This window comes from Bradyrhizobium sp. CCBAU 051011 (assembly GCF_009930815.1).
Taxonomy (GTDB): domain Bacteria; phylum Pseudomonadota; class Alphaproteobacteria; order Rhizobiales; family Xanthobacteraceae; genus Bradyrhizobium.
In genome coordinates this window covers 5,659,720-5,685,315 of record NZ_CP022222.1, presented here as the reverse complement: position 1 = coordinate 5,685,315, position 25,596 = coordinate 5,659,720, and the positions used below count along the sequence as shown (strand labels likewise).

The 25,596-nt window shown below is 61.6% G+C and carries 25 protein-coding genes and 4 pseudogenes; 10 read left to right on the top strand and 19 right to left on the bottom strand.

The window, feature by feature from the left end:
• Window positions 1-8: 8 nt before the first annotated feature.
• From ACH79_RS26595 to ACH79_RS26580, 4 genes are all read right to left on the bottom strand, one after another.
• Entirely contained in the window at window positions 9-977 is a 969-nt protein-coding gene (locus ACH79_RS26595) for an IS481 family transposase (RefSeq protein WP_161853589.1), read from the bottom strand.
• 704 nt (window positions 978-1,681) lie between these two features.
• The gene (locus ACH79_RS26590) at window positions 1,682-2,785 is read right to left on the bottom strand and encodes an MlaD family protein (RefSeq protein WP_161853588.1); all 1,104 of its coding nucleotides are present in this window, start codon (window positions 2,783-2,785) and stop codon (window positions 1,682-1,684) included.
• Window positions 2,786-2,789: 4 nt separating this feature from the next.
• Window positions 2,790-3,563 carry an ABC transporter ATP-binding protein gene (locus tag ACH79_RS26585; RefSeq protein WP_161853587.1) on the bottom strand — a complete coding sequence of 258 codons (774 nt, stop codon included), beginning with the start codon at window positions 3,561-3,563 and terminating at the stop codon, window positions 2,790-2,792.
• Window positions 3,564-3,565: 2 nt separating this feature from the next.
• Entirely contained in the window at window positions 3,566-4,702 is a 1,137-nt protein-coding gene (locus ACH79_RS26580; RefSeq protein WP_161853586.1) for an MlaE family lipid ABC transporter permease subunit, read from the bottom strand.
• A 168-nt stretch (window positions 4,703-4,870) separates the two neighbouring features.
• Between ACH79_RS26580 and ACH79_RS26575 the strand changes: the two genes are divergently transcribed.
• The 6 genes from ACH79_RS26575 to ACH79_RS26550 all read left to right on the top strand — a co-directional run bounded on the left by ACH79_RS26575 (window position 4,871) and on the right by ACH79_RS26550 (window position 10,292).
• Window positions 4,871-5,146 carry a hypothetical protein gene (locus ACH79_RS26575; RefSeq protein WP_161853585.1) on the top strand — a complete coding sequence of 92 codons (276 nt, stop codon included), beginning with the start codon at window positions 4,871-4,873 and terminating at the stop codon, window positions 5,144-5,146.
• A 1-nt stretch (window position 5,147) separates the two neighbouring features.
• On the top strand, window positions 5,148-5,639 hold the full coding sequence (locus ACH79_RS26570; protein WP_161853584.1) for a phage holin family protein: 492 nt from the start codon (window positions 5,148-5,150) through the stop codon (window positions 5,637-5,639).
• A gap of 51 nt (window positions 5,640-5,690) precedes the next feature.
• Window positions 5,691-6,113: a hypothetical protein gene (locus ACH79_RS26565; RefSeq protein WP_161853583.1), complete on the top strand. Its 423-nt coding sequence runs from the start codon at window positions 5,691-5,693 to the stop codon at window positions 6,111-6,113.
• Window positions 6,114-6,194: 81 nt separating this feature from the next.
• The gene (locus ACH79_RS26560) at window positions 6,195-6,812 is read left to right on the top strand and encodes a hypothetical protein (RefSeq protein ID WP_161853582.1); all 618 of its coding nucleotides are present in this window, start codon (window positions 6,195-6,197) and stop codon (window positions 6,810-6,812) included.
• Window positions 6,812-9,370 carry a cation-translocating P-type ATPase gene (locus ACH79_RS26555; protein WP_202639045.1) on the top strand — a complete coding sequence of 853 codons (2,559 nt, stop codon included), beginning with the start codon at window positions 6,812-6,814 and terminating at the stop codon, window positions 9,368-9,370. Before ACH79_RS26560 ends, ACH79_RS26555 begins: the two co-directional genes overlap by 1 nt.
• 82 nt (window positions 9,371-9,452) lie before the next feature.
• Window positions 9,453-10,292, top strand: a complete 840-nt coding sequence (locus ACH79_RS26550; RefSeq protein ID WP_161853581.1) for a universal stress protein — start codon at window positions 9,453-9,455, stop codon at window positions 10,290-10,292.
• Window positions 10,293-10,346: 54 nt separating this feature from the next.
• Here the strand turns inward: ACH79_RS26550 and ACH79_RS26545 are convergent.
• From ACH79_RS26545 to ACH79_RS26530, 4 genes and pseudogenes are all read right to left on the bottom strand, one after another.
• Window positions 10,347-10,565, bottom strand: a pseudogene (locus tag ACH79_RS26545) (N-acetyltransferase family protein); the annotation flags it as partial.
• 327 nt (window positions 10,566-10,892) lie between these two features.
• A complete protein-coding gene (locus ACH79_RS26540; protein WP_161853580.1) occupies window positions 10,893-12,746 on the bottom strand; it encodes an alpha/beta hydrolase in 1,854 nt (617 codons plus the stop codon).
• A gap of 18 nt (window positions 12,747-12,764) precedes the next feature.
• Entirely contained in the window at window positions 12,765-13,127 is a 363-nt protein-coding gene (locus ACH79_RS26535) for a hypothetical protein (protein WP_246738136.1), read from the bottom strand.
• A gap of 113 nt (window positions 13,128-13,240) precedes the next feature.
• A complete protein-coding gene (locus ACH79_RS26530; protein ID WP_161853578.1) occupies window positions 13,241-13,615 on the bottom strand; it encodes a hypothetical protein in 375 nt (124 codons plus the stop codon).
• A 26-nt stretch (window positions 13,616-13,641) separates the two neighbouring features.
• On the opposite strand from ACH79_RS26530, the pseudogene ACH79_RS26525 reads away from it, so the two are divergent.
• Window positions 13,642-13,815: pseudogene (locus ACH79_RS26525) on the top strand (kinase/pyrophosphorylase); the annotation flags it as partial.
• 9 nt (window positions 13,816-13,824) lie between these two features.
• Here the strand turns inward: ACH79_RS26525 and ACH79_RS26520 are convergent.
• From ACH79_RS26520 to ACH79_RS26510, 4 genes and pseudogenes are all read right to left on the bottom strand, one after another.
• Window positions 13,825-14,658 (bottom strand): universal stress protein, encoded by an 834-nt coding sequence (locus ACH79_RS26520; RefSeq protein WP_161853577.1) that lies wholly within the window; start codon window positions 14,656-14,658, stop codon window positions 13,825-13,827.
• 201 nt (window positions 14,659-14,859) lie between these two features.
• Window positions 14,860-15,525 (bottom strand): AAA family ATPase, encoded by a 666-nt coding sequence (locus tag ACH79_RS44265; RefSeq protein WP_246738135.1) that lies wholly within the window; start codon window positions 15,523-15,525, stop codon window positions 14,860-14,862.
• The gene (locus tag ACH79_RS44260) at window positions 15,449-15,937 is read right to left on the bottom strand and encodes a phosphotransferase (RefSeq protein ID WP_246738134.1); all 489 of its coding nucleotides are present in this window, start codon (window positions 15,935-15,937) and stop codon (window positions 15,449-15,451) included. The genes ACH79_RS44265 and ACH79_RS44260 overlap by 77 nt, the downstream gene beginning before the upstream one ends.
• A gap of 369 nt (window positions 15,938-16,306) precedes the next feature.
• Window positions 16,307-17,275, bottom strand: a pseudogene (locus ACH79_RS26510) (zinc-dependent alcohol dehydrogenase family protein); the annotation flags it as partial.
• 136 nt (window positions 17,276-17,411) lie between these two features.
• Here ACH79_RS26510 and ACH79_RS26505 point away from each other — a divergent pair.
• Complete coding sequence (locus ACH79_RS26505) at window positions 17,412-17,882, top strand: Hsp20/alpha crystallin family protein (RefSeq protein WP_161853576.1); 471 nt, start codon at window positions 17,412-17,414, stop codon at window positions 17,880-17,882.
• An 80-nt stretch (window positions 17,883-17,962) separates the two neighbouring features.
• On the opposite strand, the gene ACH79_RS43160 is transcribed toward ACH79_RS26505, so the two are convergent.
• Both ACH79_RS43160 and ACH79_RS26495 read right to left on the bottom strand, forming a co-directional pair.
• Window positions 17,963-18,481 (bottom strand): hypothetical protein, encoded by a 519-nt coding sequence (locus tag ACH79_RS43160; protein ID WP_202639044.1) that lies wholly within the window; start codon window positions 18,479-18,481, stop codon window positions 17,963-17,965.
• 563 nt (window positions 18,482-19,044) lie between these two features.
• Window positions 19,045-19,260 (bottom strand): annotated as a pseudogene (locus tag ACH79_RS26495) (CBS domain-containing protein); the annotation flags it as partial.
• Between the two features lie 215 nt (window positions 19,261-19,475).
• Between ACH79_RS26495 and ACH79_RS26490 the strand changes: the two are divergent.
• On the top strand, window positions 19,476-19,820 hold the full coding sequence (locus ACH79_RS26490; protein ID WP_161856582.1) for a c-type cytochrome: 345 nt from the start codon (window positions 19,476-19,478) through the stop codon (window positions 19,818-19,820).
• Between the two features lie 481 nt (window positions 19,821-20,301).
• Here the strand turns inward: ACH79_RS26490 and ACH79_RS43155 are convergent, their stop codons facing one another.
• Together ACH79_RS43155 and ACH79_RS43150 are read right to left on the bottom strand one after the other, a co-directional pair.
• Window positions 20,302-20,694, bottom strand: coding sequence for a serine hydrolase (locus tag ACH79_RS43155; RefSeq protein WP_202639043.1), 393 nt, complete (start codon window positions 20,692-20,694; stop codon window positions 20,302-20,304).
• Window positions 20,695-20,768: 74 nt separating this feature from the next.
• Window positions 20,769-21,434 (bottom strand): serine hydrolase domain-containing protein, encoded by a 666-nt coding sequence (locus ACH79_RS43150; protein WP_202639042.1) that lies wholly within the window; start codon window positions 21,432-21,434, stop codon window positions 20,769-20,771.
• 1,206 nt (window positions 21,435-22,640) lie between these two features.
• Between ACH79_RS43150 and ACH79_RS26480 the strand changes: the two genes are divergently transcribed.
• Window positions 22,641-23,477, top strand: a complete 837-nt coding sequence (locus ACH79_RS26480; protein WP_161853575.1) for a universal stress protein — start codon at window positions 22,641-22,643, stop codon at window positions 23,475-23,477.
• Window positions 23,478-23,587: 110 nt separating this feature from the next.
• On the opposite strand, the gene ACH79_RS26475 is transcribed toward ACH79_RS26480, so the two are convergent.
• The 3 genes from ACH79_RS26475 to ACH79_RS26465 form a co-directional block, all read right to left on the bottom strand.
• On the bottom strand, window positions 23,588-23,998 hold the full coding sequence (locus tag ACH79_RS26475; RefSeq protein WP_161853574.1) for a hypothetical protein: 411 nt from the start codon (window positions 23,996-23,998) through the stop codon (window positions 23,588-23,590).
• Window positions 23,999-24,352: 354 nt separating this feature from the next.
• Window positions 24,353-24,628, bottom strand: coding sequence for a hypothetical protein (locus ACH79_RS26470; protein WP_161853573.1), 276 nt, complete (start codon window positions 24,626-24,628; stop codon window positions 24,353-24,355).
• Between the two features lie 377 nt (window positions 24,629-25,005).
• On the bottom strand, window positions 25,006-25,587 hold the full coding sequence (locus tag ACH79_RS26465) for an adenylate kinase (RefSeq protein ID WP_161856581.1): 582 nt from the start codon (window positions 25,585-25,587) through the stop codon (window positions 25,006-25,008).
• Window positions 25,588-25,596 lie beyond the last annotated feature (9 nt).

Genomic DNA, 25,596 nt, shown 5'->3' with positions numbered 1-25,596 from the left:
CAGGCGCTCTAGGTGTGGAGCCTCAACAGGTTGTTCCCGGTTAGAGCGAGTCTGCTGATGGGTGGCATCGCGCCGATACTGCCATGAGGGCGATGCCAATTGTAGCGGTGAAGCCATCTTGGCAGTTCGGCGGCGCGTTCTCCTGAGGTGTTGTAGGCGCGGGCATAAGCCCACTCGCGCAAGCTGGTCTGAATGAAGCGTTCGGCCTTACCGTTGGTCTTCGGCGTGTATGGCTTGGTGCGAATGTGCTTGAGGCCGAGGCGCTGGCAGGCTTTGCGGAAGGCGCGCGATTTATAGCAAGAACCGTTGTCGGTCATCACCCGCTCGACCCTGACGTCCAGGCTGGCGTAGTAAGCGATCGCAGCTTTGAGGAAGGCCACGGCGCAACCCTGCCGTTCGCTCTTCATGACCTTGCTGAAGGCGATCCGGGAAGCATCGTCGATACAGACGTGGACGTATTCCCAGCCAGGCCCTTCGCCGCGGGCACGCAGGTTGCTCTGACCGGTTCGATCGCCGGTGATGCGATGGCCTACCTGGTTGAACTTGCCGAGCTTTTTGATGTCGATGTGGATCAGTTCGCCGGGATGTTCACGCTCGTAGCGCCGCACCGGTTCGGCCGGTTCCAGGTCGCGCAACCGGTTCAATCCCAGTCGCCGCAGGACACGACTGACAGTCGCCGGAGAGATGCCGAGTTCGGCCGCGATCTGCTTGCCCGTGTGGCGCTGTCGGCGCAGCGCCTCGACCGCAGCGCATGTGGCAGGCAGGGTTTGGCCTGGCAATGAATGGGGCCGTGAGGAGCGATCACGCAACCCATCAACACCTTCCTCCCGGGAGCGCTTGACCCATTTGGCGACCGTCTTCGCTGTGACGTTGAACCGGAGCGCGGCTGCGGCCTTCGTCAGGCCGCCCTCGATCACGCTCCGCACCATGGCCTCTCGACCTTTCGGCGTCAGAGGCGCATTCTTATGGGTGTCCATTCGGTCCTCCGGGGATTGGCTAAAGCTTCGACAACTTCAGCTTCCTCGTTCAGGACTGGATGGACAACCTCCTGAAAGCTCACATCTAGGCATACGATCAATTGAATTGGGACGTAATTTTCAACCGCGCTCATCAGTGCTGAATGGCTTCGGCACGACACCTCGCCGTAACTGCCAAAACGATCAGGTCCAGTTTTAGCCTCCACCTTGCCTGGACACCCTCGATCAGATGTTACTCCGTGAAGATCACCTCTCTGCGCTGACGTATCTTAGGACCCCAAGACCATTGCGATGAACAGCAGCGACATTCGCTGATGGTGACGCATGCGCTAGGGCCGCCGGTATCGATGGGCCTATCTGGAGGAAGGCCCCGAACTCAGGCGGGTTCGGTCACATTTGACAGATCGATCAATTCCGTCTCGGCTATGGCGAAACCGCGGTTCGATGTCCCCCACGTCAATAATTGTTCGGATAGGGCGTTGTAAGTCGGCATTGAAGGATTCCTGTGAGAACCGAGAGTTTGCGCCGAACGCTAACTCGAGTCTCCATTGTCAAGGCGCAAATGACGGAGTTTTCGATTGATCAGTTCGTCTACACTGCAGAAGGCGCAACCGCCGGCGTGGTCGGTTCGAGTCTGGTTAGGCGATGATCACTCGCCTGCTACCGCCGAATAATATATCGTTGAGGCCGGCCGTCCTGGTACATTAGTGGGCCTGCACCGTCCAGGCGATCATGTTCTTCGCAATTCGGCCGAACGCTTCGCTGAACGCGGCGACCGCCTCGGCCGGCGCGACGGTCGCAAACTTCTCGCGTTCTTCGAACAGCCGCGAGGCGACGACCTTGCCGTTCTTGTCGACGATCCTGGCCGATAACGCGATTTCGGCAGCCGGTTCGGATTCAACGGCAATGCGGAACCGCCTGACATCGATCAGCAGCTGGAATTCGGTCTGCCCGACGTCGGCCATGCGCAGCGGCGCATGCGCGATGTCATAGTTCTCGAAGCTTTCGATCAGCCGGGCCTGGATCAGTTTCGGCAACGCATCGGCCCACATCGCCTCCGCGAACCCCGGGTATTCCTGCGCCGGCGAGAACAGGAAACGCTGCGTCTCCAGCATCGCGACCGCCGTTGGCTCTGGAATCGCCCATTGCACGCTGATCGCCTTGCCCACCGGTCCCGGATTCTGCAGCGCGCGCAGATCATAGGTGATCTTCGGCGGCGGACCGGTGACCCCGGTCATGCGCTCGAGGCCGGCGACGATGCCGTCGAGCTTACCGGTGTTGCGGGCCAGGCCTTCCGAAAACACCTTGAAATTGGCGATGGTGTCCTTCAACGCCCCCGAATTTTCCGACAGCACCGTATCCACCTTGCGCAGCGCATCGCGTGCGGCCTGTGTCATGCCCTGCCCTGCGCCCTGCTCGGCGACCAGCGTCGGCACCTCGCCACTCTGCGCGACCTGCATGCCGCCTTCGAGTGCGATCACAGGCACGCCGGTCAGGCCCTGGAACTCCAGGCCGACCCTGGTGTCGGCGCGCACGGGCGTCGTCGAAGCGACTGATATGGTCGCATTAACGCCGCGCGGGTTGCCGGGCGCGAGGCCGAGTTCCGTCACCTCGCCGACCCGAATGCCATTGAACAGCACTGCCGCGCCGACAAGCAGTCCCGGAACGGAGCCCTCGAACTGCACACGATAGCTGGAGCGTGGCCCGAGCCCGCCGGTGTTCTGCAGCCAGTAGACGAAGCCGAACACGGCAACGATGGCCGCCAAGACGAAGGCGCCGACGATGACGAAGGGAGCGCGGGTTTCCATCTCTTTAGCTCGCTCTGGGTTGCAGCATCTGGGAGCGCTTGCCGTGAAAATAGGCCCGCACCCAGGGATGCTCGGATTGAAGAAGTTCGCGCATCGGTCCGATGGCGACGATCTTGCCGTCGGCCAGCGCCGCGACGCGGTCGCAGACGGTATTGAGGCTGGCGAGGTCATGGGTGACCATGAAGACCGTCAGCCCCAGCGTTTGCTGCAGTGTCTTGATCAAGGCGTCGAAATCGCCGGCGGCGATCGGATCTAGCCCCGAGGTCGGCTCATCGAGAAACACGATCGCGGGATCGAGCGCGAGCGCACGCGCCAGCGCCACGCGCTTGGTCATGCCGCCGGACAATTCCGAGGGAAACTTGTCGCCATCCTCCGGCTTGAGCCCGACCATTTCGAGCTTGGCGGTCGCAATCTCGTCCATCAGGGCGTCCGACAGCTCGAGATTCTCGCGCAACGGAAACTGGATGTTCTGTCGCACCGTCAACGAGGAGAACAGCGCCCCCTGCTGGAACAGGATGCCCCATCGCCCGGCCGCGCTCCGCGTGGCGCGATCGTGGTTGATCGGCGAACCCATCACCTCGATCTCGCCGCCCTGCCGCGGGATCAGCCCGATGATGGTCCGCATCAGCACCGACTTGCCCCCGCCGGAAGCTCCGACCAGGCCGAGGATTTCGCCACGGCGGACATCCAGTGCGAGGTGATTGATGACGACGTGGCGGCGGAAGCCGACCACGAGATCGCGCACCCGAATGGCAAATTGTTCAGCCGTATCCTGCATCGCTACATTCCGATCGATGCAAAGAACACCGCGAACAACCCGTCGAGCACGATCACCAGGAAGATCGACTTGACGACCGACGTGGTGGTCTGCTTGCCGAGCGACTCCGCACTGCCCTTCACGCGCAGGCCTTCGCTGCAGGCGACAATGCCGATCACCAGCGCCATGAACGGCGCCTTGATGATGCCGACCTCGAAATGGGTGACGGAGACGGCGTCATGCAGCCGCGCGAGGAAGATCGCCGGCCCCATGCCGCCGTAGAACCAGGCCACGAGGCCGCCGCCGTAAAGCGCCGCCATCGCACCAATGAAGCTCAGGATCGGCAGCGCACAGACCAGCGCCAGAACCCGCGGCAGCATCAGGACTTCGATCGGGTCCAGTCCCATGGTCGAAAGCGCATCGATCTCCTCGCGCATCTTCATGGAACCGAGTTCGGCGGTATAGGCGCTGCCCGAACGCCCCGCGACCATGATGGCGACGATCAGCACGCCGAGCTCCCGCAGCACGAGAATGCCGACCATGTCGACAACGTAGGAATCCGCGCCGAACTTGCGGAAATGGAAGATGCCCTGCTGCGCGATGATGGCGCCGATCAGGAAGGTGATCAGCACGATGATCGGTATCGCCTGCCAGCCGACGCGATAGAGCTGGTAGGTCAGCGACGTCAGCCGCAACGATCGCGGCCGGCGCAGGACGCCCAGGATAGCGACGCATAGCGCGCCCAGCATCTGCAGGAATGCGGCGACGTCTTCGCCTGCACCGATGGTGGCACGGCCGATATCGTAGAGCTTTGCCACGACGGGATTGCGCGCCGGGGCCGGCGCCGGCATTCGCCGGTTGACCTGGCGGACCTCGTCGATCAGGCCGGCGTAATTGTCGGCAACGCCAATGATATCGGCGCGGTGGCCGGCCGAAGTGGCCCGCCGCGACATTTTTTCCAATAGCCAAGCGCCGAGCGTATCGAGTTCGCGTACCCCGGTCATATCAACCTTGATGGCGGCGGCGCGATCGAGCTGCGGCGCAACGTCATTGGAAAGCCGTTCGAGCGTCGTCGCATTCGCAGCCGTCCAGGAGCCCGCCGGACGCAGTTCGAGCGCATCGCCTGATGGCGTCGCCGTTAACAGAGGTGCGGTCGCCAAGATGATGTTCCCTCAATCAGATAGCTCCCTTTTTCTAGACCCGGGGCGCGGCACCCATGTTGACCTGCCTCAAGGCAGACGCGCCTGAGTAACCCGGTTGACCCAAATCAAAAGGCGTCGCTGCGGTCTCACCTACAATTTGAACCGCAAGGAAAGCGAGCGAGCGCGATGTTCAAATCAGGCGGGCTGGGTGACGAGTTGCAGGCGCTCAAAAGCGAGATGTCGCGCCTCTTGAACATGCCTGCCGACGACATGCTTGAGGCCGCAAAGAGCCGATCCGAAGCGCTCGCCGAGCCGATCAAGACGACCCTGCGCGAACTCGGCGAAACCTTGAGCGAGGAAGAGGAGCATGTCGAGCGGTTGATCGCGGAGCGGCCGATTGCGGCGCTGGCATCGGCCTTCGCGCTCGGCATTGCCATCGGTTTCATGCTGAGGAGGCATTGACGTGAACAGCGAGAACGTCGTCAAGCAGCTGCGGGCGCTGTGGCGCACCGACCGCATCATCGCCGAGATCCGGATGCGGCACATGCTGGTCGGGTTGGGCCTGCGGGCGTTTGCCGCGCTGATCGCGGTTTTTGGCCTGCTGATGCTGGAGCTGTCAGCGTATTTCGCGCTGGTGCAGATCTGGAGCGCGATTTCCGCGGCCGCGATTCTTGCCGTCGCCAATTTCGTGATCGCGGCCGTCTTGTTCGTGGTTGGCGGTAGGCCGCCCTCGGGCCGCGAACTCGAACTGGCCACTGACATTCACGGCTCCGCGGTCGAGGCCCTGCAAAGCGAAGTCCGCGCGCTGCAATCGCAATTCACCGGCATGGTGCAGCATCCCCTGAACAGCGTACTGCCGTTGGTGCTGGTGCCGCTGATCACGATCATCGTCAAGAGCCTGAAGAAATCCAGGGCAACCGCCCCTGCGGCGAAAGTCATGTCCGAGCCGAACTGATCACGGCGAAGGTAGCAGCCTCATACCGGAAAAACCAAGGAGCCATACGAGATGTCCAAGACCAGAACCAAGACCAAGCCGAAGCCGATCCTGAACGCTTCCCTGCCGGCGCAATTCCGGCAATTCCGCCTCGCGCTGGCCCGCGAGCCCGGCCATCCCGAGGGAGATGCCGAGGTGGCCTATATCATCGTGGCGCCGCTCGATTCCGAGGATCGCATCGATGCAGGACTGTGGCGCGACCATCGCGACGCCTGTCGGGTCGTACGCCAGCGCCCGGACCAGCAAGACAAGCATGGTCACCTCGTTCGTCGGTCGGGCGGCGGCTGGGCCTTCCATTATGACGGCGAAAGCGATCTGACCGATGAGGTCGGTTTTCATTTTGCGGATGAGCGGTTCGTCGTCGGCGAATATGTTTCGATCAACGAGCGCGGCAAAATGCACACCTACCGCGTAACGGCAGTGTCGTATCTCTGAACACCAGGGGCGTTTTCGGCCTGCCGTTTTGCAGCCCGACGTCCTTGGCGGTTCGGAACGCTCGAAGCAAGGCAACAGTCTATGGCGACAAACAGCGAGCCGACGTCTGAGGCCACGGAAAACCTGATCGAAATTCGCGTAAACGACATCGCGCAGCTGTTTCACACGCTCGATCCCTTTCCGTTTCGGGAAAAAGATCTCGCCGACGAGGCCGAGGACTACATCGTGGGGTGGGCACAGGAGATGCTGGCTAACCGCCCCATCAGGATTGTGGTGCACAGTCCAGACACGCAGTCACAGATAATGACTTCCAACGAGCTTGTTGAGGCCTTCAACCACTATTTTTCCGGCCGTGCCCTCGTCGTTCAACGTGATCTCAATGAGCTATTTCGTGTAGGCCGGCGCTCTCTGGCAATTGGCGCCTCAATACTTGTAGCCTGCTTTTTGCTGGCCCATTTAGCTGGGGGCTATCTGGCGGAATCCGCGTTCAAGAGACTGGCTGAAGAGAGCTTCTTGATCCTCGGCTGGGTGGCCAACTGGCGACCTCTCGAAATTTTCCTCTACGATTGGTGGCCGCTCGCGCGCCGACGTGATCTGTTTAACCGTCTCTCGGTAGCAAGCGTCGAGCTCAAGCCGTACGCCATCAAGGTCGAGACACCCTCCATGTTCACATCGATCCGAGCAGATCACGAGGCATAGTGTTTCATTTTCTGAAATCGCAAGGACGGTACCGCGGCCTCAATGAAGCGGATGCCCAGGCCCGGCTGAAGGCCGAGGGACATAACGAGCTCCCACAACCCGACCGTCGCACGCCGTTTCGAATAGCGGTCGAGGTACTACGCGAACCGATGCTGGCGCTGCTCGTGGTCGGCGGGATCGTCTACCTGGCGCTTGGCGACCTGAAGGAGGCGATCATCCTGGTCGCCTTTGCCACAATGTCGATCGTGATCACCGTGGTGCAGGAGACCCGCACCGAGCGCGTTCTGGAGACGCTGCGCGACCTCACAAGCCCCCGCGCGCTGGTCATTCGCGACGGTGAGCGCAAGCGGATCACAGGCCGCGATGTGGTACGGGGCGACCTCATCGTCCTTTCCGAAGGAGATCGGGTTCCTGCCGATGCCGTTCTCTTCCAGTGCCAGGATCTCCAAGCCGACGAATCAACTCTGACCGGCGAATCCGTCCCCGTGCGCAAGGTCGCTTGGGACGATCGTACCGAGTTCGGACCTCAGCGGCCGGGAGGCGACGATCTGCCTCAGGTATTCTCCGGCTCGCTAGTGGTGCGAGGTTCGGGACTGGCGGAGGTGACGGCAACCGGAGTGCGAAGCGAGATCGGCAAGATCGGCCAATCGCTGGCCGGGCTCCAAACCGAACCGCCGCGCCTACAGGCGCAAACCCAACGTGTTGTCAGGCTGTTTGCCGTTTTGGGCGGCGCGGTGAGCGTGCTCGCGGTCCTGCTTTACGGAACCATGCGCGGCGGCTGGCTGGACGCTGTACTGGCCGGAATTGCGCTTGGCATGTCGATGCTGCCGGAAGAATTCCCGGTCGTCCTGACCGTCTTCATGGCCATGGGCGCATGGCGAATCTCGCTCGCGCGCGTGCTGACGCGGCGCGCGGCCGCCATCGAGACGCTGGGTTCAGCCACCGTACTGTGTACCGACAAGACAGGCACCCTCACCGAGAACCGGATGACGATCGTGGAGCTGAGGCTGAAAGGAGAGAACGCTTTTCGACCCGGCAACGGGGCGGAAATGCCTGCGCAATTCCGCGACTTGAGCGAATTCGGTTTGCTCGCGAGCGCACCGGAGCCATTCGATCCGATGGAGCGGGCATTCCATACCCTGGCGCGCGAGCGGCTGGCAGAGCCCTCGTGTCAGCACCCGAACTGGAAGCTCGTTCACGCCTATGGTCTCCGTCCCGACCTGCTTGCTGTGACCCATATCTGGCAGCCGGACAGCTCGCGTCAGGAATATGTCGTCGCCGCCAAAGGTGCCCCCGAGGCAATCGCCGGTCTTTGCAAGCTGGGCGCCACGGACCGCGCGGCGCTGATGCAATCGATCGATGAGATGGCCGCGGCTGGTCTGCGGGTATTGGGTGCCGCCCGTGCCACGCATACCGGGCCGAGCTGGCCTGGGTCACCGCGCGAACTGACGTTCGAATTCCTGGGACTTGTCGGGCTGGCCGATCCGCTGCGCGCCGGCGTCATCGCGGCGGTGCGCGAATGCCAGTCGGCCGGCATCAAGGCTGTCATGATTACTGGCGACTATCCGGCGACCGCAAATGCAATCGCACATCAGGCCGGCTTCGAACGCGGGGAGCTCATTACCGGCGAACGGCTAGAGAAAATGAGCGATGCTGAACTGGCAAGCCGAGTGGAGACAGCAAGCGTTTTCGCGCGGATCATGCCGGAACAGAAGCTTCGTATCGTCAATGCGTACAAAGGCAATGGCGAGGTCGTCGCGATGACGGGCGATGGCGTCAACGATGCGCCGTCACTGAAGGCCGCCCATATCGGTATTGCGATGGGCGGCCGCGGAACCGATGTGGCGCGCGAAGCTTCCGCCATCGTGCTGCTCGACGACGATTTTGGCTCGATCGTCAAGGCGATCCGTCTGGGCCGCCGCATCTATGACAATTTGCGCAAGGCGATGAGTTTCATCTTCGCCGTTCACGTCCCCATTGCTGGACTGGCGTTGCTGCCGTTGCTGTTCGGCCTCCCCTTGCTGTTCGGGCCGATCCATATCGCCTTTCTCGAAATGGTCATCGATCCCGTCTGCTCGCTGGTATTCGAGGCAGAAACCGAGGAGGACGACGTCATGCGTCGCCCGCCGCGTTCGCCCGACGAGCCGCTGTTCTCGCGGGCGCTGGTCGCCTGGAGCCTGCTGCAGGGGACGCTGGCTTTCGCAGTGGTCGCAGCCATTTACGTCCTGGCGCTCCAGTCGGGCATGCCGGTGCCGGAAGTGCGGGCGCTGGCATTCTTCTCGCTCGTCGTGGTGATCGTCAGTCTGATCCTGGTCAACCGTTCTTTCAGCGCGTCACTGCTGACAGCGCTGCGGCGGCCAAACTGGACCCTGGCCGCGGTACTCGCGGCCGTTGCCGCCATCCTGGCCCTCACCCTGCTGTGGCCGTTGGCAAGCAAGCTCTTCGCCTTCGGACCTCTGCACGCCGACGACCTGGCCCTAACGCTCGGCGCGGGAGTCATCGCGCTGATCACCCTCGAACTCCTGAAGCCGGTGCTGCGCCCGCGGCTGCAATCCTAGAGCTGGCAAATCCTGCCGCTTGCGATGGATCAATCGCCCAAGCCGACCGGACGCTAATTTGTTCCGGAAAAAGGAGAGCCCCATGGCGTTCAAGGACATTCTGGTGACGTTGACGAGTTATCCCGATCCCACCCCGGCCTCGGTTGCCGAGGATGCGGTCGCGATCGCCGCAACCTTCGGCGCTCACCTGGCGGCGGTGGCCTGCGAGGTCCATGTGGAAGTGCCCGGGCACTTCCTTTCCGGCTCGACGGCCAACATTCCCGGGATCATAGCGGGCGAAACCGAAAAGAGCCGGAACAGCACCAGGGCCATGCTGGCGGCATTCGACGCCGCCGCAAACAAGGCCGGCATTCTGCACGAAATCTATTTAGAAAAATGCCCGACCTTCGCCGTGCCGGATCTCCTGGTAGACCATGCGCGGCTTCGCGACCTCACCATGGTGCCGGTGCCGGAAAGCTACGACCAGTGGTACGCCGAAGCCGTGATATTCGGATCGGGGCGGCCTACCCTCGTTCTGCCTGAGAGTCCGCGGGCGCGCCCGTTCGAACTCGGGACTGTCGCCGTCGCCTGGGATTTCAGTCGCGCCGCGGCCCGCGCGGTTTCCGATGCCATGCCGCTGCTCGAAAAGGCCAGGAAGGTGCGGATCGTTACCGTCACCAACGAAAAGAAGCTGGACAGCAGGCATTCCGCCGAAGCACTGGCCAAAAACATGGCGCGCCACGGCATCGACGTGGTGCTCGACAAGGTCGATGCCAACGGCCGAAGGATCGGCGACGTGCTCGAAGCCTACACCGTTTCGCATCAGGTCGACGTTCTCGTGATGGGCGCCTATGGGCATTCGCGATGGCGCGAGTTCATCCTCGGCGGCGCCACCAAGAGCCTGCTGTCGAAACCGCCGCTACCGATCCTGTTTTCGCATTAAGGGCATCCCGCCGCCGTCGACCGTGCGCGGCTACGGCGGGCGCTCGTGCAATAACTAGAGCGTCAGCCTGACGTTGCAGATGTCGTGCTCGAGCGGATCCGATTCCACCTCGAAGCCCAGACTGCGGCACATCGCCAGCATGACCGTGTTTTCGGCCAGCACGTCGCCGGAAATGGCCTTCAATCCCTCGATTTCGCATATTCGATACTGCATCGGGGCCCAGCCAAGTCCCCTGCCCTTGAGATCCGACCGCAACAGGATCGCATATTCACCGCACGGCGAAATTCGCTGGGCCCGCCCCGCGAAACTTCCGCTCCACGCGGCCGATCACGACGGCCGAATTCGCCTTTGAACTGGGCCTTGCGATTATTGTTGAGGATGGCGCGGCCGACCGAGCCATGCCGCGGACTGGCTCGGATCAGCGCGACTGAACGCGGTGCAAGCAGGTTTCTCAGGCGATAGGTGACATCGGTGTTCAGTACCCGGCAGATCGCGGGCCCTGTGAAGGTGTCCCACGCAATGTGTTGCCACCGCGGCAAGATAACCCGGCACAGTCTCGGACCGATGACAAATCTGGTCTCAATCGGTGGCTTCGGGGAATTAGTGAAGAACGTAGTCGCCCGGCGCATCGGGCAGATCGCTCTCGTCCGATTTTGTGCCCATGCCCGGCGGCTCAGATGGCTCGCTGGATCGCGCTGCCAGCCACTTCGTCCATGCCGGCCACCACGATCCTTCAACCAGCGGCACAGTCTTCAGCCATTCGTCGGGGCCGGTATAGGTCGCGTCCGCCACTTCAGTCTTGACCCGATAGCTGTGACCGTGTTCGCCGGGAGGCGCCACGATTCCCCCATTATGGCCGCCGCTGGTAAGAAGGAAGGTCACGTCGGCATCGACCTGGTAGTGGATCTTGTAGACGGACTTCCACGGCGCGACGTGATCGCGAAGGGTGCCTACCACGAACATTGGCGTGCGAATGTCCGAAAGCGAGATCGGCTTTCCCTCGACAAGATATCGTCCCCCGGCAAGATCATTGTTGAGGAACAGCTTGCGCAGATACTCCGAATGCATCCGGTAAGGCAGACGGGTGGCATCCGCATTCCAGGCCATCAGATCGCTGGGCATCGCCCGCTCTCCCATCAAATAGTCACGGGTGAGTCGCGACCAGATCAGATCGTTGGAACGCAGCAGCTGGAATGCGCCCGCCATCTGCGTGGTATCGAGAACGCCGCGCTCCCACATCATGTCTTCGAGGAACGCGACCTGGCTTTCGTTGATGAACAGGGTCAACTCGCCGGCCTCGGTGAAATCCGTTTGCGCGGCAAGCAAGCTGATCGACTTCAGGCGGTCGTCGCCGTCACGCGCCATGGTCGCGGCCGATATCGACAACAGCGTTCCACCCAGGCAATAGCCGAGCGCATGAACCTGGCGATCGGGCACGATATCGCCGATCGTGTCGAGCGCGGCCTTGACGCCGAGCTTTCGATAGTCATCGAAGGCGACCTCACGGTCGGCCGCGTCCGGATTGCGCCACGAGATCATGAAGACGGTGAAGCCTTCGCCGGTGAGATACTTCACCAGTGAGTTCTGCGGCGACAGATCGAGAATGTAGTACTTCATGATCCAGGCCGGCACGATCAAGATCGGTTCCGGATGCACCTTGCCGGTGGTCGGACAATACTGGATAAGCTCGACTAATTCGTTGCTGAACACCACCTTGCCGCGCGACGTCGCGACTGTTTCGCCGACAACGAAATCGCCGGTTTTGACAGGTCCAAGACCCGCGGACGCCAGGCTCATCCAGTCGGTGCAGAAATTATGCCAGCCTCGCACGAAGTTCTTGCCGCCGCTCTCGAACGATTTCCGCAGCACTTCCGGATTGGTCGCGGCAAAATTGGAGGGCGACAGCACGTCCAGCATCTGCCGGACCGAAAATTCGACGATCGCTTCGTTCTGCTTCGCCACGCCGCGCACGCCCGTGGTGGCGTTGTGCCACCATTGTTGGCCCAGGAGAAACGCCTGCGCCATCAGATTGAATGGTGGATGTTCCCACTCCGGCCGATCGAAGCGCCTGTCCTGCGCTGGCGGCCTGATCAGCGACCACGGTCCCTGCCCGGGCGAATAGAAGTGTTGTACGGCTTCAAGAAACCGCTTCGCTTCGACCAGCGCATCCTGCGAAATCTCGATCTGTCGCTGCGGCGACCAGGCGAGATGCGAAAGCCAGTCCGCATAGGCCAGCAGCAGCGCTGCTGGCGAAATGCCGCCGCTCATGCGCGCCAGCATCGCATGAAGGGCGCGATCGGCCTGATATGTTTCGCCGTTCGTTCCTTGCGTTACCGGCGCAACTGGCTGTTCGGCCGGCACGGCTGACTGCCGATAGCCACCCTGGTCCGCGGAACGGGCACGAAGCGGCAAGATGGTCACTTCCGCCATTGGCAGTGTTGATTTCGGCTGCATGGTATTTAGCCGATCAGTTCAACGGCGACCGCTGATTAAGTTCGAAGTGGTGGCGATCATCCGCTCGCCATGCCTGAACAGCCGTTCGGAGTCGCGGCGAAGGAAGTCGAGCTGATGCTGCCCGCATTCCTGACACATCGTCTTGACGTCCTTGACGGAATGGGCGCCCGCCATCTTCGCCACGAACTCCGTGAAAAGATGCATTTCGGTACGAGTTCGCTCCAGCACCTCGTCGGTGAAGAAAACGAATTCCTCAAACATAATCCTTTGCGCGCCGAACATGAACTCCAGTGCACTCTGGTTCAATTTGGAGGCTTCCGCCTCCGCATTGGCGGCCGATTGGGAGGAATCCGATACGGCCCGTTCAGACAGCCCTGCCATGACAATCCCTCTCCGATATCTGGGGTTCCGGCAAAACGATACCGACAGCCATCGGGCGCGCATTGAGATGCATCAAACTGCCAGATTGCGGCCGGTCAGCCCGGCGCCCGATTTCAACGCACGGGCTCGCCGAGATGGAAGTGACGCCGCCCGAGCGCGACGATTTCGCGGTCGGTCGGATGATCGCAGGGCTCGGCGCGAACGTCGCGATCCCCCGGGGCACGACGGCTCTCCTTCAGATGTTTCAGCAGCAGCGTCTTCTCGTTTCCGGGACCCACGACAAGGACCGCCTCGCAATGTTCCAGCGCCTCATCGATGCGCGGAAGGAAGGTCGGATCGTCCTCGACCTTGCCGGAGCCGATCGTGTTGGCCTTATGATGCAGATGTGACGTTGCCAGGTCGGCATGAATGGTTCGCTCGTCGACGGCCTCCAGGCCCTTAGCGACGCGGTGATCGACCCAGACCACGGCGTGGTTGTGTACGGTCATATTTTTCTCTTTATCAAGGAACGGTCACCTCGAAGACGCCGACCTCGATCTATCTTGCCAACCGCGGCGTCCGTACTGCGAATGTGCCACTGGTGCCGGGCATTCCGCTGCCGCACCAGCTGGAGACATTGAAAAAGCCACTGGTCGTCAGTCTTCACGCCACGCCCGAGCGGTTGATCCAGGTGAGGCAAAACCGAATCGAAATCACCTCAGTGCGACATCAAAACTGGCACCGTCATCGATTCGAACATGCGCCGTGTGACGCCGCCGAGAATTCGCTCCTGCAATCGCGAATGGCCGTATCCACCCATCACGAGCAGGCCCATATTGCCTTCGGCTGCGATCGATAGAATGGCTGCTTGAACATCGCCGCGTTCCGTGGCCAGCCGTTGGACCCTCGCTGCGATGCCACGCCTGCTCAGATGGCCAACGAGTTGGTCCGAGGATGCCTCGCCCGCTTCCTCGTTAACCGCAATCACGGTCACCGCCTTCGCGCCCATCAGAAACGGCATCGCATCGCGCAACGCACGAGCGGCCAGACGGCTGCCGTCCCAGGCGATCCCGACGTGGTGCGTGTCGAGCGGCCCCTTGTGGATGTGGGGAATCATCAACATCGGTCCGCCGGAATTGAACAAGATCGCCTGCGGAATGTCATTGTCGTAGTTGGACTTCGACGAGTCGGGCTGGAGCACGATGGTCATGTCGTAAAGCCGCGCAAGCACTCCGATGGCTTCTCCGGCTTCGGCCGGAATCGCCGTCAAGCTCCTGACGTCGTAGGCAATTTCGGCCAGCTTGGCCTCGACCTCGAAAACGGAAATCGCCGCGTCGGCCCTTTCCTGGGCACGCGCCTGCTCGGCCCCCACTGCGGCAGCAATGGCGGCTCCACCGCTCCCCACCAACATTCCGACGCCGCCCATCGATTCATAGCCAATGGCCACCGCATCGAGACGCGACCGGCGCGCCATCGCCAGCGCGACGGCGACCTCAATCACCGGTCTGACCGGACGCTCCGAGGGAATATGAACCAGAATGTTCCTGAACATCGCCGTTCTACCAAACATTCGCGAAGACGCTCGGCCCTCGGTTTCTACTTGCAGCGTAACCGACGAGTGCACGGTCGAAGTTGATGCGCATCAAACCCGGGTAATGTCGTCCGGCAGCCCTGCGAATGGCGGCGTCAACGTGCTCCGGCCTGCTTGAAGTCATGATATGCCTGCGGCAACCTTCGGTGGATGCTGCCATCGTCAGCCCTCGCCCGGAGCCGGTTCTAGCACAACACGCGCGCTACGCAGCGACTGGTCGGGTGTACCCGAGGCATCGACCATGTGCCAATCCACCGCACCAATGGTGAAGGTCTCCTGCATCAAGACGACATCCCGGGTTGCATCGGATGCATCGCTCTTGCGTTGCTTGATCCGCGCCAGCCGGGCCGCCAGATCCGCAGTCAGGAACAGGCCAACGAAGCGCGCGCCGTGCTTGCGCGCCAGGCTGGCGGGCTCTGCCCGCTCTGCCTCCTGCAGGAAGGCAGCATCGAGCACGACCGAGCAGCCCTGGGCCAGTACACGCTGTGCGGTATTCGAAGGCGGCGGCTCGACCAAGCCTGCAAGCCCACGCGCGAGAACCGACTTTCCAGTCCCCGACATGCCGCCGATCGCAACCAACATCGGCGCCTTCGGCTTGATGAGGCGTCCGGCCAGGTCGAAATAGCGCCTGGCCTCTTGCCAAACCGCTTCGCCATCCTCGGCATGCTCGCTCTTCATGAACAGCACATGGGCGCGGATCGCCGCCCTCACCGACAGGAACAACGGCAACAGCTCGAGGCCATCTATATCTTCAACCTTTGCAACCGCAAGGTAGCGATTGAACACCGCGTTTGCCGCCACGCCCTGATTGAAATGGACGAGATCCATCAGCGTAAACGCGCGTGGTCGCGATAACAGCATCAAATTCGATGGCATCGAACAGCAGCGGCCGGCCGTCCACCAGCACGATGTTGGCCAGATGGAGATCGCCATGACAACGCCGAACAAACCCCTGAGCGGCGCGCCGACCAAGCAGCGGTAGCAGCGTCGTTGCAAGATCGCGGCTGGCGGCGTCGAGCCGATCGATGGCCGCGGCGTCAAGTCCGAGCACATTGCGAAACTTTGCGGTGTTGGGTGCGATGATGGGGGGAATGGAGGCGATCCAGGACTCGCCGTCGGCGGGCGGTGCGTTGTCGTGGGACCGCAGGATCGCATCGGCAACGGCCATTGCAAGGGATGGATTGATCGTCTCCGACGCAGCGACACGGTCAAGCGCCCGCTCCTCATCGAACCGTGTCATTTCAACTGCCTACTCGACAGGGGTCCCGGCGCCACCGATTTCAAGCGCGCCGTCGGAATTGCGGGTAATGGCGACAACGCGCCGGTAGAGCTCCGGGGCGTTGCCGGCGTTGACCTTCAGTTTCTCCTCGCAGGCGCGCTTGCGTTTCTCGAGCGTCGAATAGTCGAGGAACGGCAGCCGAACGGCGCGCTTGATCTTCAATGTCCGGTCGCCCCCAAGAAAAACCATCGAAGCATGGGTGTCGATGCGCTTGCCGCCATTCGCCGCGCCGAAGCACGAACCATCGAGGAAGGCGAGCACCCGCTCTTGCGGCTCAGACTCATCGAGTGCGGCCGTATTGACTGGGCGTTGCGCGGTCATGGCTGCAGCAGCAGCGCCGGTCATCTGCCCGGCGCGCAGCCTGGTCAGCACCTCGTTCGCCTCCCGCAACGGGAACGCGGTCGTATGCGTCCTGATGCCGGCCTGCGCGGCGACCTTGAAAAACTCCGTTCCGTCCTTGCGTGTGAGGTTGGCGACCGAAAGCAACTGCCGTTCCTCCCAGAGGATGCGGTAAGGGAACGAAGGAATATCCGACATATGAATGCCGGCGCAGACCACCCGCCCGCCCTTTCGCACGGCACGCAACGCCAACGGCACGAGAGCACCGACCGGCGCGTAGATGATGGCCGCGTCGAGCGGAACCGGCAGCCGGTCTTCCGACCCTCCGGCCCAATCCACACCGAGCGATTTCGCAAGACGCTGGGCCTCAACATCGCCCGCGCGCGTGAATGCGTAGACCGAGCGCCCCTGCCAGCGGGCCACCTGCGCGATGATATGCCCGGCTGCGCCGAAGCCGAAGATGCCGAGATGCTTTCCGTCCCCCGCCATGACCAGCGAGCGCCAGCCGATCAGGCCCGCGCAAAGCAGCGGTGCGATCGCGATGTCGTCGTCGGCTTCGCCGAGCGGAAAGCAATAGCGGGCGTCTGCGACGAAATGCGTGGCAAAGCCGCCGTCGCGCGTGTAGCCAGTGAAGCGCGGCCGGTCGCAAAGATTCTCCCGGCCGCTACTGCAATAGGGACATTCGCCGCAGGTGTAACCGAGCCAGGGAACGCCGACGCGCTCGCCAATTCGAAGGGACGTGACGCCGGGGCCAAGCGCATCCACCCGGCCGACCACCTCATGGCCGGGAACGATCGGATAGGCGATATCGGGCAATTCTCCGTCAACGACGTGCAGATCGGTCCGGCACACGCCGCAGGCGCTGACGTGGATGCGCAAGTCGCCAGGCCCGGGTGCCGGATCCTCCCGCGGCTCAAACCGAAGCGGCGCGCCGGGCGCCAGCAGGACCATGGCGTGCATTTCGTCTGTCATCCTCACGCAAGCGTGTGCAGCCTAGCCGGGGCGACATGGCTGAATTTTGATCCTCATCAAAGGACCGCGACAAGCCTCCTTCTAGCATGGCCAAGGTCAGTACGGCTTTAACCAGGAGGTACACATGAATACGAAATCCGTCATCCCGGTTGTAACCCAGCGTGCCGTTAGCCGCCGCGAAACCAATCCGTTCTCGCTTCTGCAGCAGGAGATCGACCGGCTGTTCGAGGGCGTCACGCGCAACATCCCCGGTTTCGCCACAACGGCGATGCCCAGCATGGATATCAGCGAGACCGACAAGGTGATCGAAATTACTGCCGAACTCCCGGGGCTGGAGAAGAAGGACGTCGAGCTCAACGTGGCCGACAATCTCCTCACCATCCGCGGCGAGAAGAAGAATGAGCGCGAGGAGAAGAACAAGGACTATCACCTTGTCGAGCGCAGCTACGGCTCGTTCTCGCGTTCGGTCGAGCTTCCCTCCGGCGTCAAGGTTGAGGACATTTCGGCTGAAATCGCCAACGGCGTACTGAAGGTCACCGTGAAGAAGCCAGCGCCGAAGCAGACCAAGCAGATCGAGATCAAATCGGCCGCCTGAACAAAGCCGTCGGAGCGCTGCGCCAGGTCCCGGCGCTCCGGGATTTTGAAGCGCAGATCGCCAAATGCGCGCCCATCAGATCAGGACCCGGTCCGTCGAGTTGGCGAAAACCGGTTAGGCCAATGGGCGCCGACGCCCCGCATCCACACCCGGCAGCGCCTTACCCGCGTGCGCTGCCGATCAACGCCCACATGATATCTTCGCGTGATGATCCCCACCAGCCGCTGTTCGGAATCCGGCATCTCATCCGGGGATCCACCATCAGTTGCAATGCCCGGGTCAGCTTCGCCGCCGGATCGACATAGATGAATTCGGGCGTCATGCATCGGCGACGGTTCGCGACATCGGCGCGATGCGCCTTGCTCGGGAAATTCTGCGATCGCAACTTCTTTTGCCACAGCTAGGATCGGCAGCGCGTCGACCACTGCACGGCGGGCTTCCCGAACATCCTTCCACGCGACCAGAACGCTGCTCAAATCGAGCCATTGCACCGCTGATGGCACGACGATGAGCGGGCGGCCGGTCTGCATCACCAGTTCGCTCGCAGCCGCGGTGGCATCGAACAGTTTTCTGCGCAAATCGCCCTCGGCGAAGTACATTGGCAGCCTGAGGTCCGAGGCGGCAACACTGACGATCCGCGCCCCGAATCGTTCGGCGATATCTCCGACCACCCCGAGGCAGGCATCGTCAGGCCGATCCAGCGCCAGACCCCACCATGACAGTCTTGTAGTCCATTAGCCTGCTCGCGCCTTGGGGCGAAAAAGCCGTATCGGCATCTGCCCACAAAGCTGCATCATAGAGGTCCTCCTGGGTCGAAACTAATCTAGATCAGGGAGCCTGCAGCTCCCGAAGGCATTGCAAACACGATCATTTCAGGACGCGGACACCGCCTACATCCGTTGATATCGTCTTTATTTCAATGGATGCTCATAATTTCGTCGCGCATCCATTCCCCAGCGCGCGATTGGATGCAATATCTGGCAAGATAGAGCACGAAAGCCAAGCATGATTGACGCCGACCGACCGTTTCGAAGTCAGGATCCGCTCGATGGGAATGTCCGCGTCGGCGCCGACGGATCGGGCGTCGGCACCTGGGACTTGGATCTTTCAACCCGGCGGTTGAACTGGTCCAACGCCACTCGAAAGCTCTTCGGCGCCGCGCCAGGAAGTCCAACCACCGGATGCGCGGCCCTTGCGTCCCGATTTCACTGCGACGCATGAAGTCGCCTTCAGAGACAATACCGATCAGCCTGCCCGTGTTATCGACCACCGGAAGCCCGCTGATGTGATGTTGCAACATCAGGTTTGCAGCTTCGAGAATGGGTGTCTCGGCTTTCACCGTGATCACCTTGCGGGTCATAATTTGATGCGCGCGCATTTCGATCCCCCTATCAGGCCAAAAGGTTATTCGAGATAAGCATCCCACGATTGATGCAGGTCAAGCTCCTCTTCGGGGGTCGACGGTGCATTGGTGACCTTATGACTGTCGCCAAACGCCGGATTGAGCGATATCAAAAGCCTCGTCGAGGCTTGGCCAACGAGGCGCGCACAAGAGGTGATCCAATGAGGGAACTGCGATACCAATCGATTCTGATGCGCATCCAGCGAATTTGCTCCAGGCGAAACACGCCGCGCCAAGGTCTGCTTTTTGTCGCCGGTCTCGTCGTTTTGGCCCTGTCGCCGGCGGCGGCGGCCGATGCGGATCATGGTGCAGAACTCGCAAAACGTTGGTGCGCCTCTTGTCACGTCGTCGGCGCCGATCAAAAGCAAGCAAGTGCGGACGTTCCGCCGTTCGCCGCCATAGCGCGTAGATCGGATTTCAATGCCGAGAAACTGGCGTTCTTTCTGCTCGAGCCGCATCCCAAGATGCCGAACTTTCCGCTCAGCCGAAACGAAGCAGGCGATATCGCCGCCTACATCGGATCGCTACGAAAATAAGGCGCACCTAACGCACCTTCAAGCGCGCCTATCAATGTCGGCTCATTGATGCAAAGCACACGTAAGGCGGGATCGCCAATCCGTCGCGAATGACCCACTGCTGAAGTGACGCGATGACGCCCGACCGCGGTAGCAACGCCGCAGGCGTCCAGATGCCGCCTCCGCGATGCAGCGTGCCGCGGCTGCGCGGCCTAGTCCGCAGTCCACCGTGCCGAATGACTGGTATTGCTTTATGAACCAGAAGCGTGTCAATCGTCGTCATTGGCATAGGCATCAGCGCCTGAGATCAAGGTCGCACCCTGGTGCGCGAGACGAAATCGGTGGGCCGGTGGAAGGATTTGGCGGGCCCGCTCGCCTTGTAGCTGGGCTTCTCCTTGTTGTTAAAGCCGAGCCGACCAATTCGATCTCACCGACCCGCGCCGACCTCACGCTTATATCGAGGCCAACGCGTGTCGCAGAGCAACGTCGCGGGGGTCGCCGGTCAGGGCCGTCCCCATCCGTTGGTGACATAGCGGTAGCCGATGCCGGCTTCCGGATCGGCATAACCGAGCGATCCACCCGCCCCCGGTGCACCGAACGCACCTGCATGTCCGAACGGCCATTGCGGACTCGGCTTCATGAAACCCAACGAGAACTGCGCCTCGCCTCTCAGGCACTCGTCATAGAAGCCGCGCTCTGGCGGTATCGCCGGCGCCATGAGCAAGCGCGTGGTCTCGGGCCGCATCTTCAGATCGTCTCCCCCCGCGGCAAAGACGCCATAGGCTCGTGCAATGGCGCGGGCTGTGCCGACGCCGCCCCCCGAAGGCACCTCGAAATTGCGCGCGTAGATGCGCTCGGCGTCATACGACAGCGCCGTACCGGGGTTTGCTACCAATGAGCGATAGAAGTGCGAGCGGGGATTCAGTGCATCGAGCTGCAGCTTAATGGGAAAGCCGAGCAGCCGCGCGATCAGGCTGGCTGCTCGAGCTTGGCGAGCCTCGAGTTCGGGATCGTCTCGGGTAGGCGAATATAGAACTCGAGCTTCAAGGGCTTCGCGATCTCGTTGTGGAAGAAGCGACCCAGCGTGCGATGCTGCGGGTCTAGCCGCCGGAGGAGCTCGTTCTGATAGAAGCCGAGGCTAATGCCGTGATAGGCCTGCCGCGTTCCCGGATCCCAGGCCGGCTTCTGGCGCGCCATGACGCCCGCCAGGCGGTCGAGATCGGCGATGACCCCGCGGTCGACCGGCTCGTCGAAGGCGTGTAGGCCGGCCTGATGCGCCAAGAGATGCCGGACGGTGATCCTGTCCTTGCCAGCTTGAGCAAACTCGGGCCAATAGGTGCACACGCGCTCCTCATAGTCGAGCCAACCGCGCGAGAACGCGAGGGCGAGCGTCATCGCCGCCAATCCTTTGGTGGCTGAGTGCACCAGGACCATGGTGTCCTCTTCCCAAGGCTCGCCCGTTGCCTTGTTGCGGATTCCGCCCCAGAGGTCGACGACCTTCTCGCCGTGGCGGTACACGCAACACGCCGCCCCGAGTTCGTCTCGGCGGGTGAAGTTCTCGAGGAACGCGGCCCGGACAGGTTCGAAGCCCTTGGCGACCTCTCCGTGAATTCGCGCGTGCTCAACAACTGCCAACCTGGCAATCCCCTGTGATCGTTCGCGGTGCCCGGTGCATAGGTACGTCGGCGTAGCAAGCCTCACGTTGCTCTTGATCAAGGACGGTTCGAACGGCCAAGGGCTTCGGACACGCTTCCGGAGCTTTTTCGTGCCGGAATGAATCAGCACGGCTCAGCTTGACTCGCGAGAGTGGCATGGCATGGACTCGCTTTGATGCGTGGATCGGATTGGATGCCTTCGATCGTGCCCGACAAAAGGCTGCGACCGCCTATCTGGTCGCTGTCGACTATGGCAAGTTCGGTGTGCTTGGGCTGAAACCGCCCGCGAGCTCCGCCAGCGTTGCGACCTTCAGCGGCGTGACATTCCCTTCTTCCTGCAAGATTTCTGCGACCGCTACGAAGGCCGCTTTCAGAAAACTTTTGCCTGCCCGAGTGCTCTGCGCCGCCCTAGTGGCGTTTGCACTCGGTCAGGGACCAATGAAATCAAGTTGCCGAAGTGTCTGCCGCGAGCGGAAGCGCTGCTGACGAGGGCACGCGAACTTGAGATGAATCAAAGCGAACCGGAAGCGAGCCTGTAGAGTTGAGTTCGTAACCGAGCGGACCTGAGCGCGCTCAGGCACTGTTACGGTTGCAGGGGCCCGGACTCCTAGGCACTCCGGGCCCTGCCCCGCCGCAAGAGTGATCGGCGAACGCCGGTCTGCTTGCGAGGCGAGCAGGCGGAGTCAAAATATAATGGCCGCAGCCGATCGGCCTGCGGCCACCGAACTTCGATAGCTGATGAAATGCGCCTGCCTGGTGTGGCGACACTACAGCACGGTGGCCGCGAGATTTGCATTCGGTGAAACTACGGGCTGAAAGCCGAACTTCCTTATGCGCGCTCAACCGTCCTTCAGGACGGACTTCACCTCGCGCACCGCCCAGCTCCCGCCGGTGAAAAAAATCGCCTTCCGAGATGACCCCGACCCAACGACCCGTTGTTGTCGATTACGGGCAATCCGCGCTGGTTGGTTTTCAGCAAGAGGCGGACGGAATCGAGCAGCGGTCGCGAACCAGGTTCGCATGACATCCGTTGCCAGCATGTGCGTCGCCGCAATCCAATGTGCAGTGGCGAACGATTCTTAGTTTGGGCCGAAAAGCCAAAGGGATTTTGACCTAGCTCAATATGTCGATGATTCTCTGCTCTTATGTCTGCGTCGATGGCCACAAAGTCCAGGGAAGAACGACCATGTTCAAGAGCGTCCTGGCACTCATCCCTTCCGAACGTCCGGTTCGGCCGGTTGTTGACGGTTCAGTCGTGTTGGCTATGGCCTGCCACGCCCATGTCAATGCTCTCGCGATTGGCTACGAGACCACCAATATTCCGTTGGCCGCAATAGCCGGCCCGGCGACCGCAATGATCTTTCAGGAAAATCGGATACGCGCTATCGAGCGCGGAGAAACTGCAATGAGCGTTTTTGAGCTCGAAGCAAAAGAGGCTGGAATTTCCTACAACTGCCGCACGATCAGCGCAATTCCGGCCGAAGCAATCTCGATCGCCGGTGCAGTTGCGCGACTTCATGAGTTGACCATCGCTTTGCAGCCAGAATTCGAGTGCCACACGTTCGACAACTACCTTTCTACGGAAATCTTGTTCCAGGCAGGCGGCCCGGTACTGTTCATGCCATATACATTCCGTGGCGCATTTGCGGCACGCCGTGTCGGAGTTTGCTGGGACGGGAGCCGTCTCGCGAGCCGCGCGTTGCAGGACGCAATGCCGCTGCTCCGGAAGGCAGATGCACTCACGATCATCACCATCACGAATTCAAGCTCGATTCCGGCCGAGGCCACGCCCGAGCGTCTTGTCCAGCATCTGGCGCGAGTTGGATTGCCCGCCAAGATCGTATCCTTCCCGGCAGGACATTCTGAAATTCAGCCGACCATTCTTTCCGTTGCGGCGGATCAAAGCCTGGACCTACTGGTGATGGGCGGCTACGGACATTCGCGCTTGCAGGAAAGGATCCTCGGCGGCGTCACCCGCGATATGCTTCGGTGCATGACGGTGCCGACGCTGATGTCGCACTAATATTTTTGGTCGGAATGCCGACATACGGTTTAGCGCGCTTCTCGAGCGCTGCGCGAAACTCTGCCTCGAGTTCCGACAACCGCCCTTGAATGGCCGCGGCCTCGACCGCCTTACTGGTTCGCCGGGCCGAGGCCATCGATCGTGGGAGCGTTGGCGCAATATTCCTGATAATGCGCGGCGGAGGTGCCGGCGGCGAGATCGCGGTCGCATCGGCGTTTTTGGCTGCACAGCGCGCAGACACGCTCCATGTCGCGAAGCACGAGCGGCTCGCTGCGCGCCAGATCGTCCTGGTCTATGCCGAGTGCCGTCAGCATCTTCGGCAGCTCATCGGTGGCGTGCGGGCCCTGGCGGACGAGCGCCTCCAGATCGGCGGAAGACATCCGCAATTCGCCCGCGATCCGGCCGAAGTTGGCGGCGTCCATCTGGCGCATTCCCCTCAGCTCGCGCCGGTGCTTTAGCCAGTCGCCGAAGATGTCGACCATGCGGCTGACGACGGGATAGGGCGTTTCCTGAACGGTCATGGTAGGGCTCCCTAGGTAGCTGAATGACCCAAGGTGAGCGCAGGTCGGGCCCGGGTCGTTGCGCTGGATCAAAGAGGAAACCGCATTTCATGAACAGCCTCGCTGATTTTGGCGATAGTCGTCGGCACATGCCGTCTCGGCTGAGAGCCACCGCCAATGCGAGAGCCAGGAAAGATGTTCCTGCTTTACGGGCGCAACAGCGCCTTGATGGCACGGCGCTCATCCATCGCTCGGTAGGCCTCCGCCACCTACTCGAGAGGCAACGTCAGATCAAACACCTGTTGAACAAGTTGCCCGCTCTTCGGACATCGGAAGACAATGTTAGCCATTGCCACACCATCGAGGGCTCTTAGATCAAGTAAGCGGCGCGCCTGAACATTTGGGACACACGCGGTCGGCTGCGTTGGCTAGTTGGCGCGCGATTTGCTCCATCAGCAAGTCATGATTCCAGCCGGTGCCGTCGCTTTTGACGAGATTCCGAGCACGATAGAACGCGTGGGTCTCGGCGGCGTCATCGCCGACCCGGATCGTTACGTCGGGATGGAAGGGGCAAGCCGCGGTAGCGCGCGTCGTCAACAGCGCGTGGCGCACCGCCAATTCCAAGTCGTCAGCGTCGGCGGCTATAGGCATCAGAGCCTCCTGCTTCAAGAGTAAGAACGCAGCAACCGTCAGGCCGATCTGCGCACTCGCCTCTAGACATTCGTCAGCACCAACATCGGGCCTAACGAGAGCAGGTTCCCAAAATTGCTAACCCGGCTGTCGGCCGGTTGGAGCCCCGGCCCCGATCGCCGGGGCTCCCGCCAACTCCTCAGCCGCCCGTGTCGAGCGGTCGGCACCCTCTATGGGCGGTTCGGCGGTGACGTTGGGAGTTCTTACGATTGTCGCCGAATGCAGCTTTGAGGGACATCAAAGGTCCGGGTGGGAACCTCAACTTTTTCCGCTGGACTCCCAATCACGGCTGCCCCAGCCGTCATAGTTAGCCGCGGACAATATTTGCCCGCTCGCGATCAAGCGTCGAGCGCCTCGAGGAGTGAAGCCGCCACGCTCTTCACTGGTTGTAAGCCGTCGATGCTTTTCATAATTCCCTTCGCGCGATAATAGTCGGCGAGCGGTTCAGTTTGCCTGCGGTATTCTTCCAAACGGACCTTCAATGCGCCTTCCGTGTCATCTGCTCTTACAGTCTGTCCGTTAGTCTTTGCCTCTTTGGCTCGATTGAGAATACGATGCAACAAGACTTCTTCATCCACCTTCAGCTCAACCACATAGTCAAGATTGAGCCCTTCGGTCAGCAGCAGGTCATCAAGCGCCACGGCCTGGGCAATGGTGCGAGGAAATCCATCGAGGATGAACCCATTCGTGGCATCAGGCCGCAAAATGCGCTCTGCGACTACCGCAACCACAAGCTCATCTGGAACAAGCTCACCACGTTCCATCACCGCCTTGGCTTTTCTCCCGATCGGAGTTCGTGCCAACACTGCGGCGCGCAGCATATCGCCGGTGGACAATTGCGGAATGGCCAACCGTTGAGCCAATCGGGTCGCTTGAGTTCCCTTTCCGGAGCCGGGCGGTCCCAATAGAACAATCCTCATTGCATTGCC

Excerpts from the sequence above, each read along its gene's own strand:
- ACH79_RS26595 (WP_161853589.1), bottom strand. The coding sequence starts at position 977 with ATGGACACCCATAAGAATGCGCCTCTGACGCCGAAAGGTCGAGAGGCC.
- ACH79_RS26590 (WP_161853588.1), bottom strand. The coding sequence starts at position 2,785 with ATGGAAACCCGCGCTCCCTTCGTCATCGTCGGCGCCTTCGTCTTGGCG.
- ACH79_RS26585 (WP_161853587.1), bottom strand. The coding sequence starts at position 3,563 with ATGCAGGATACGGCTGAACAATTTGCCATTCGGGTGCGCGATCTCGTG.
- ACH79_RS26575 (WP_161853585.1), top strand. The coding sequence starts at position 4,871 with ATGTTCAAATCAGGCGGGCTGGGTGACGAGTTGCAGGCGCTCAAAAGC.
- ACH79_RS26565 (WP_161853583.1), top strand. The coding sequence starts at position 5,691 with ATGTCCAAGACCAGAACCAAGACCAAGCCGAAGCCGATCCTGAACGCT.
- ACH79_RS26560 (WP_161853582.1), top strand. The coding sequence starts at position 6,195 with ATGGCGACAAACAGCGAGCCGACGTCTGAGGCCACGGAAAACCTGATC.
- ACH79_RS26550 (WP_161853581.1), top strand. The coding sequence starts at position 9,453 with ATGGCGTTCAAGGACATTCTGGTGACGTTGACGAGTTATCCCGATCCC.
- ACH79_RS26540 (WP_161853580.1), bottom strand. The coding sequence starts at position 12,746 with ATGCAGCCGAAATCAACACTGCCAATGGCGGAAGTGACCATCTTGCCG.
- ACH79_RS26535 (WP_246738136.1), bottom strand. The coding sequence starts at position 13,127 with ATGGCAGGGCTGTCTGAACGGGCCGTATCGGATTCCTCCCAATCGGCC.
- ACH79_RS26530 (WP_161853578.1), bottom strand. The coding sequence starts at position 13,615 with ATGACCGTACACAACCACGCCGTGGTCTGGGTCGATCACCGCGTCGCT.
- ACH79_RS26520 (WP_161853577.1), bottom strand. The coding sequence starts at position 14,658 with ATGTTCAGGAACATTCTGGTTCATATTCCCTCGGAGCGTCCGGTCAGA.
- ACH79_RS44265 (WP_246738135.1), bottom strand. The coding sequence starts at position 15,525 with ATGGATCTCGTCCATTTCAATCAGGGCGTGGCGGCAAACGCGGTGTTC.
- ACH79_RS44260 (WP_246738134.1), bottom strand. The coding sequence starts at position 15,937 with ATGACACGGTTCGATGAGGAGCGGGCGCTTGACCGTGTCGCTGCGTCG.
- ACH79_RS26505 (WP_161853576.1), top strand. The coding sequence starts at position 17,412 with ATGAATACGAAATCCGTCATCCCGGTTGTAACCCAGCGTGCCGTTAGC.
- ACH79_RS43160 (WP_202639044.1), bottom strand. The coding sequence starts at position 18,481 with ATGTACTTCGCCGAGGGCGATTTGCGCAGAAAACTGTTCGATGCCACC.
- ACH79_RS26490 (WP_161856582.1), top strand. The coding sequence starts at position 19,476 with ATGCGCATCCAGCGAATTTGCTCCAGGCGAAACACGCCGCGCCAAGGT.
- ACH79_RS26480 (WP_161853575.1), top strand. The coding sequence starts at position 22,641 with ATGTTCAAGAGCGTCCTGGCACTCATCCCTTCCGAACGTCCGGTTCGG.
- ACH79_RS26475 (WP_161853574.1), bottom strand. The coding sequence starts at position 23,998 with ATGACCGTTCAGGAAACGCCCTATCCCGTCGTCAGCCGCATGGTCGAC.
- ACH79_RS26470 (WP_161853573.1), bottom strand. The coding sequence starts at position 24,628 with ATGCCTATAGCCGCCGACGCTGACGACTTGGAATTGGCGGTGCGCCAC.
- ACH79_RS26465 (WP_161856581.1), bottom strand. The coding sequence starts at position 25,587 with ATGAGGATTGTTCTATTGGGACCGCCCGGCTCCGGAAAGGGAACTCAA.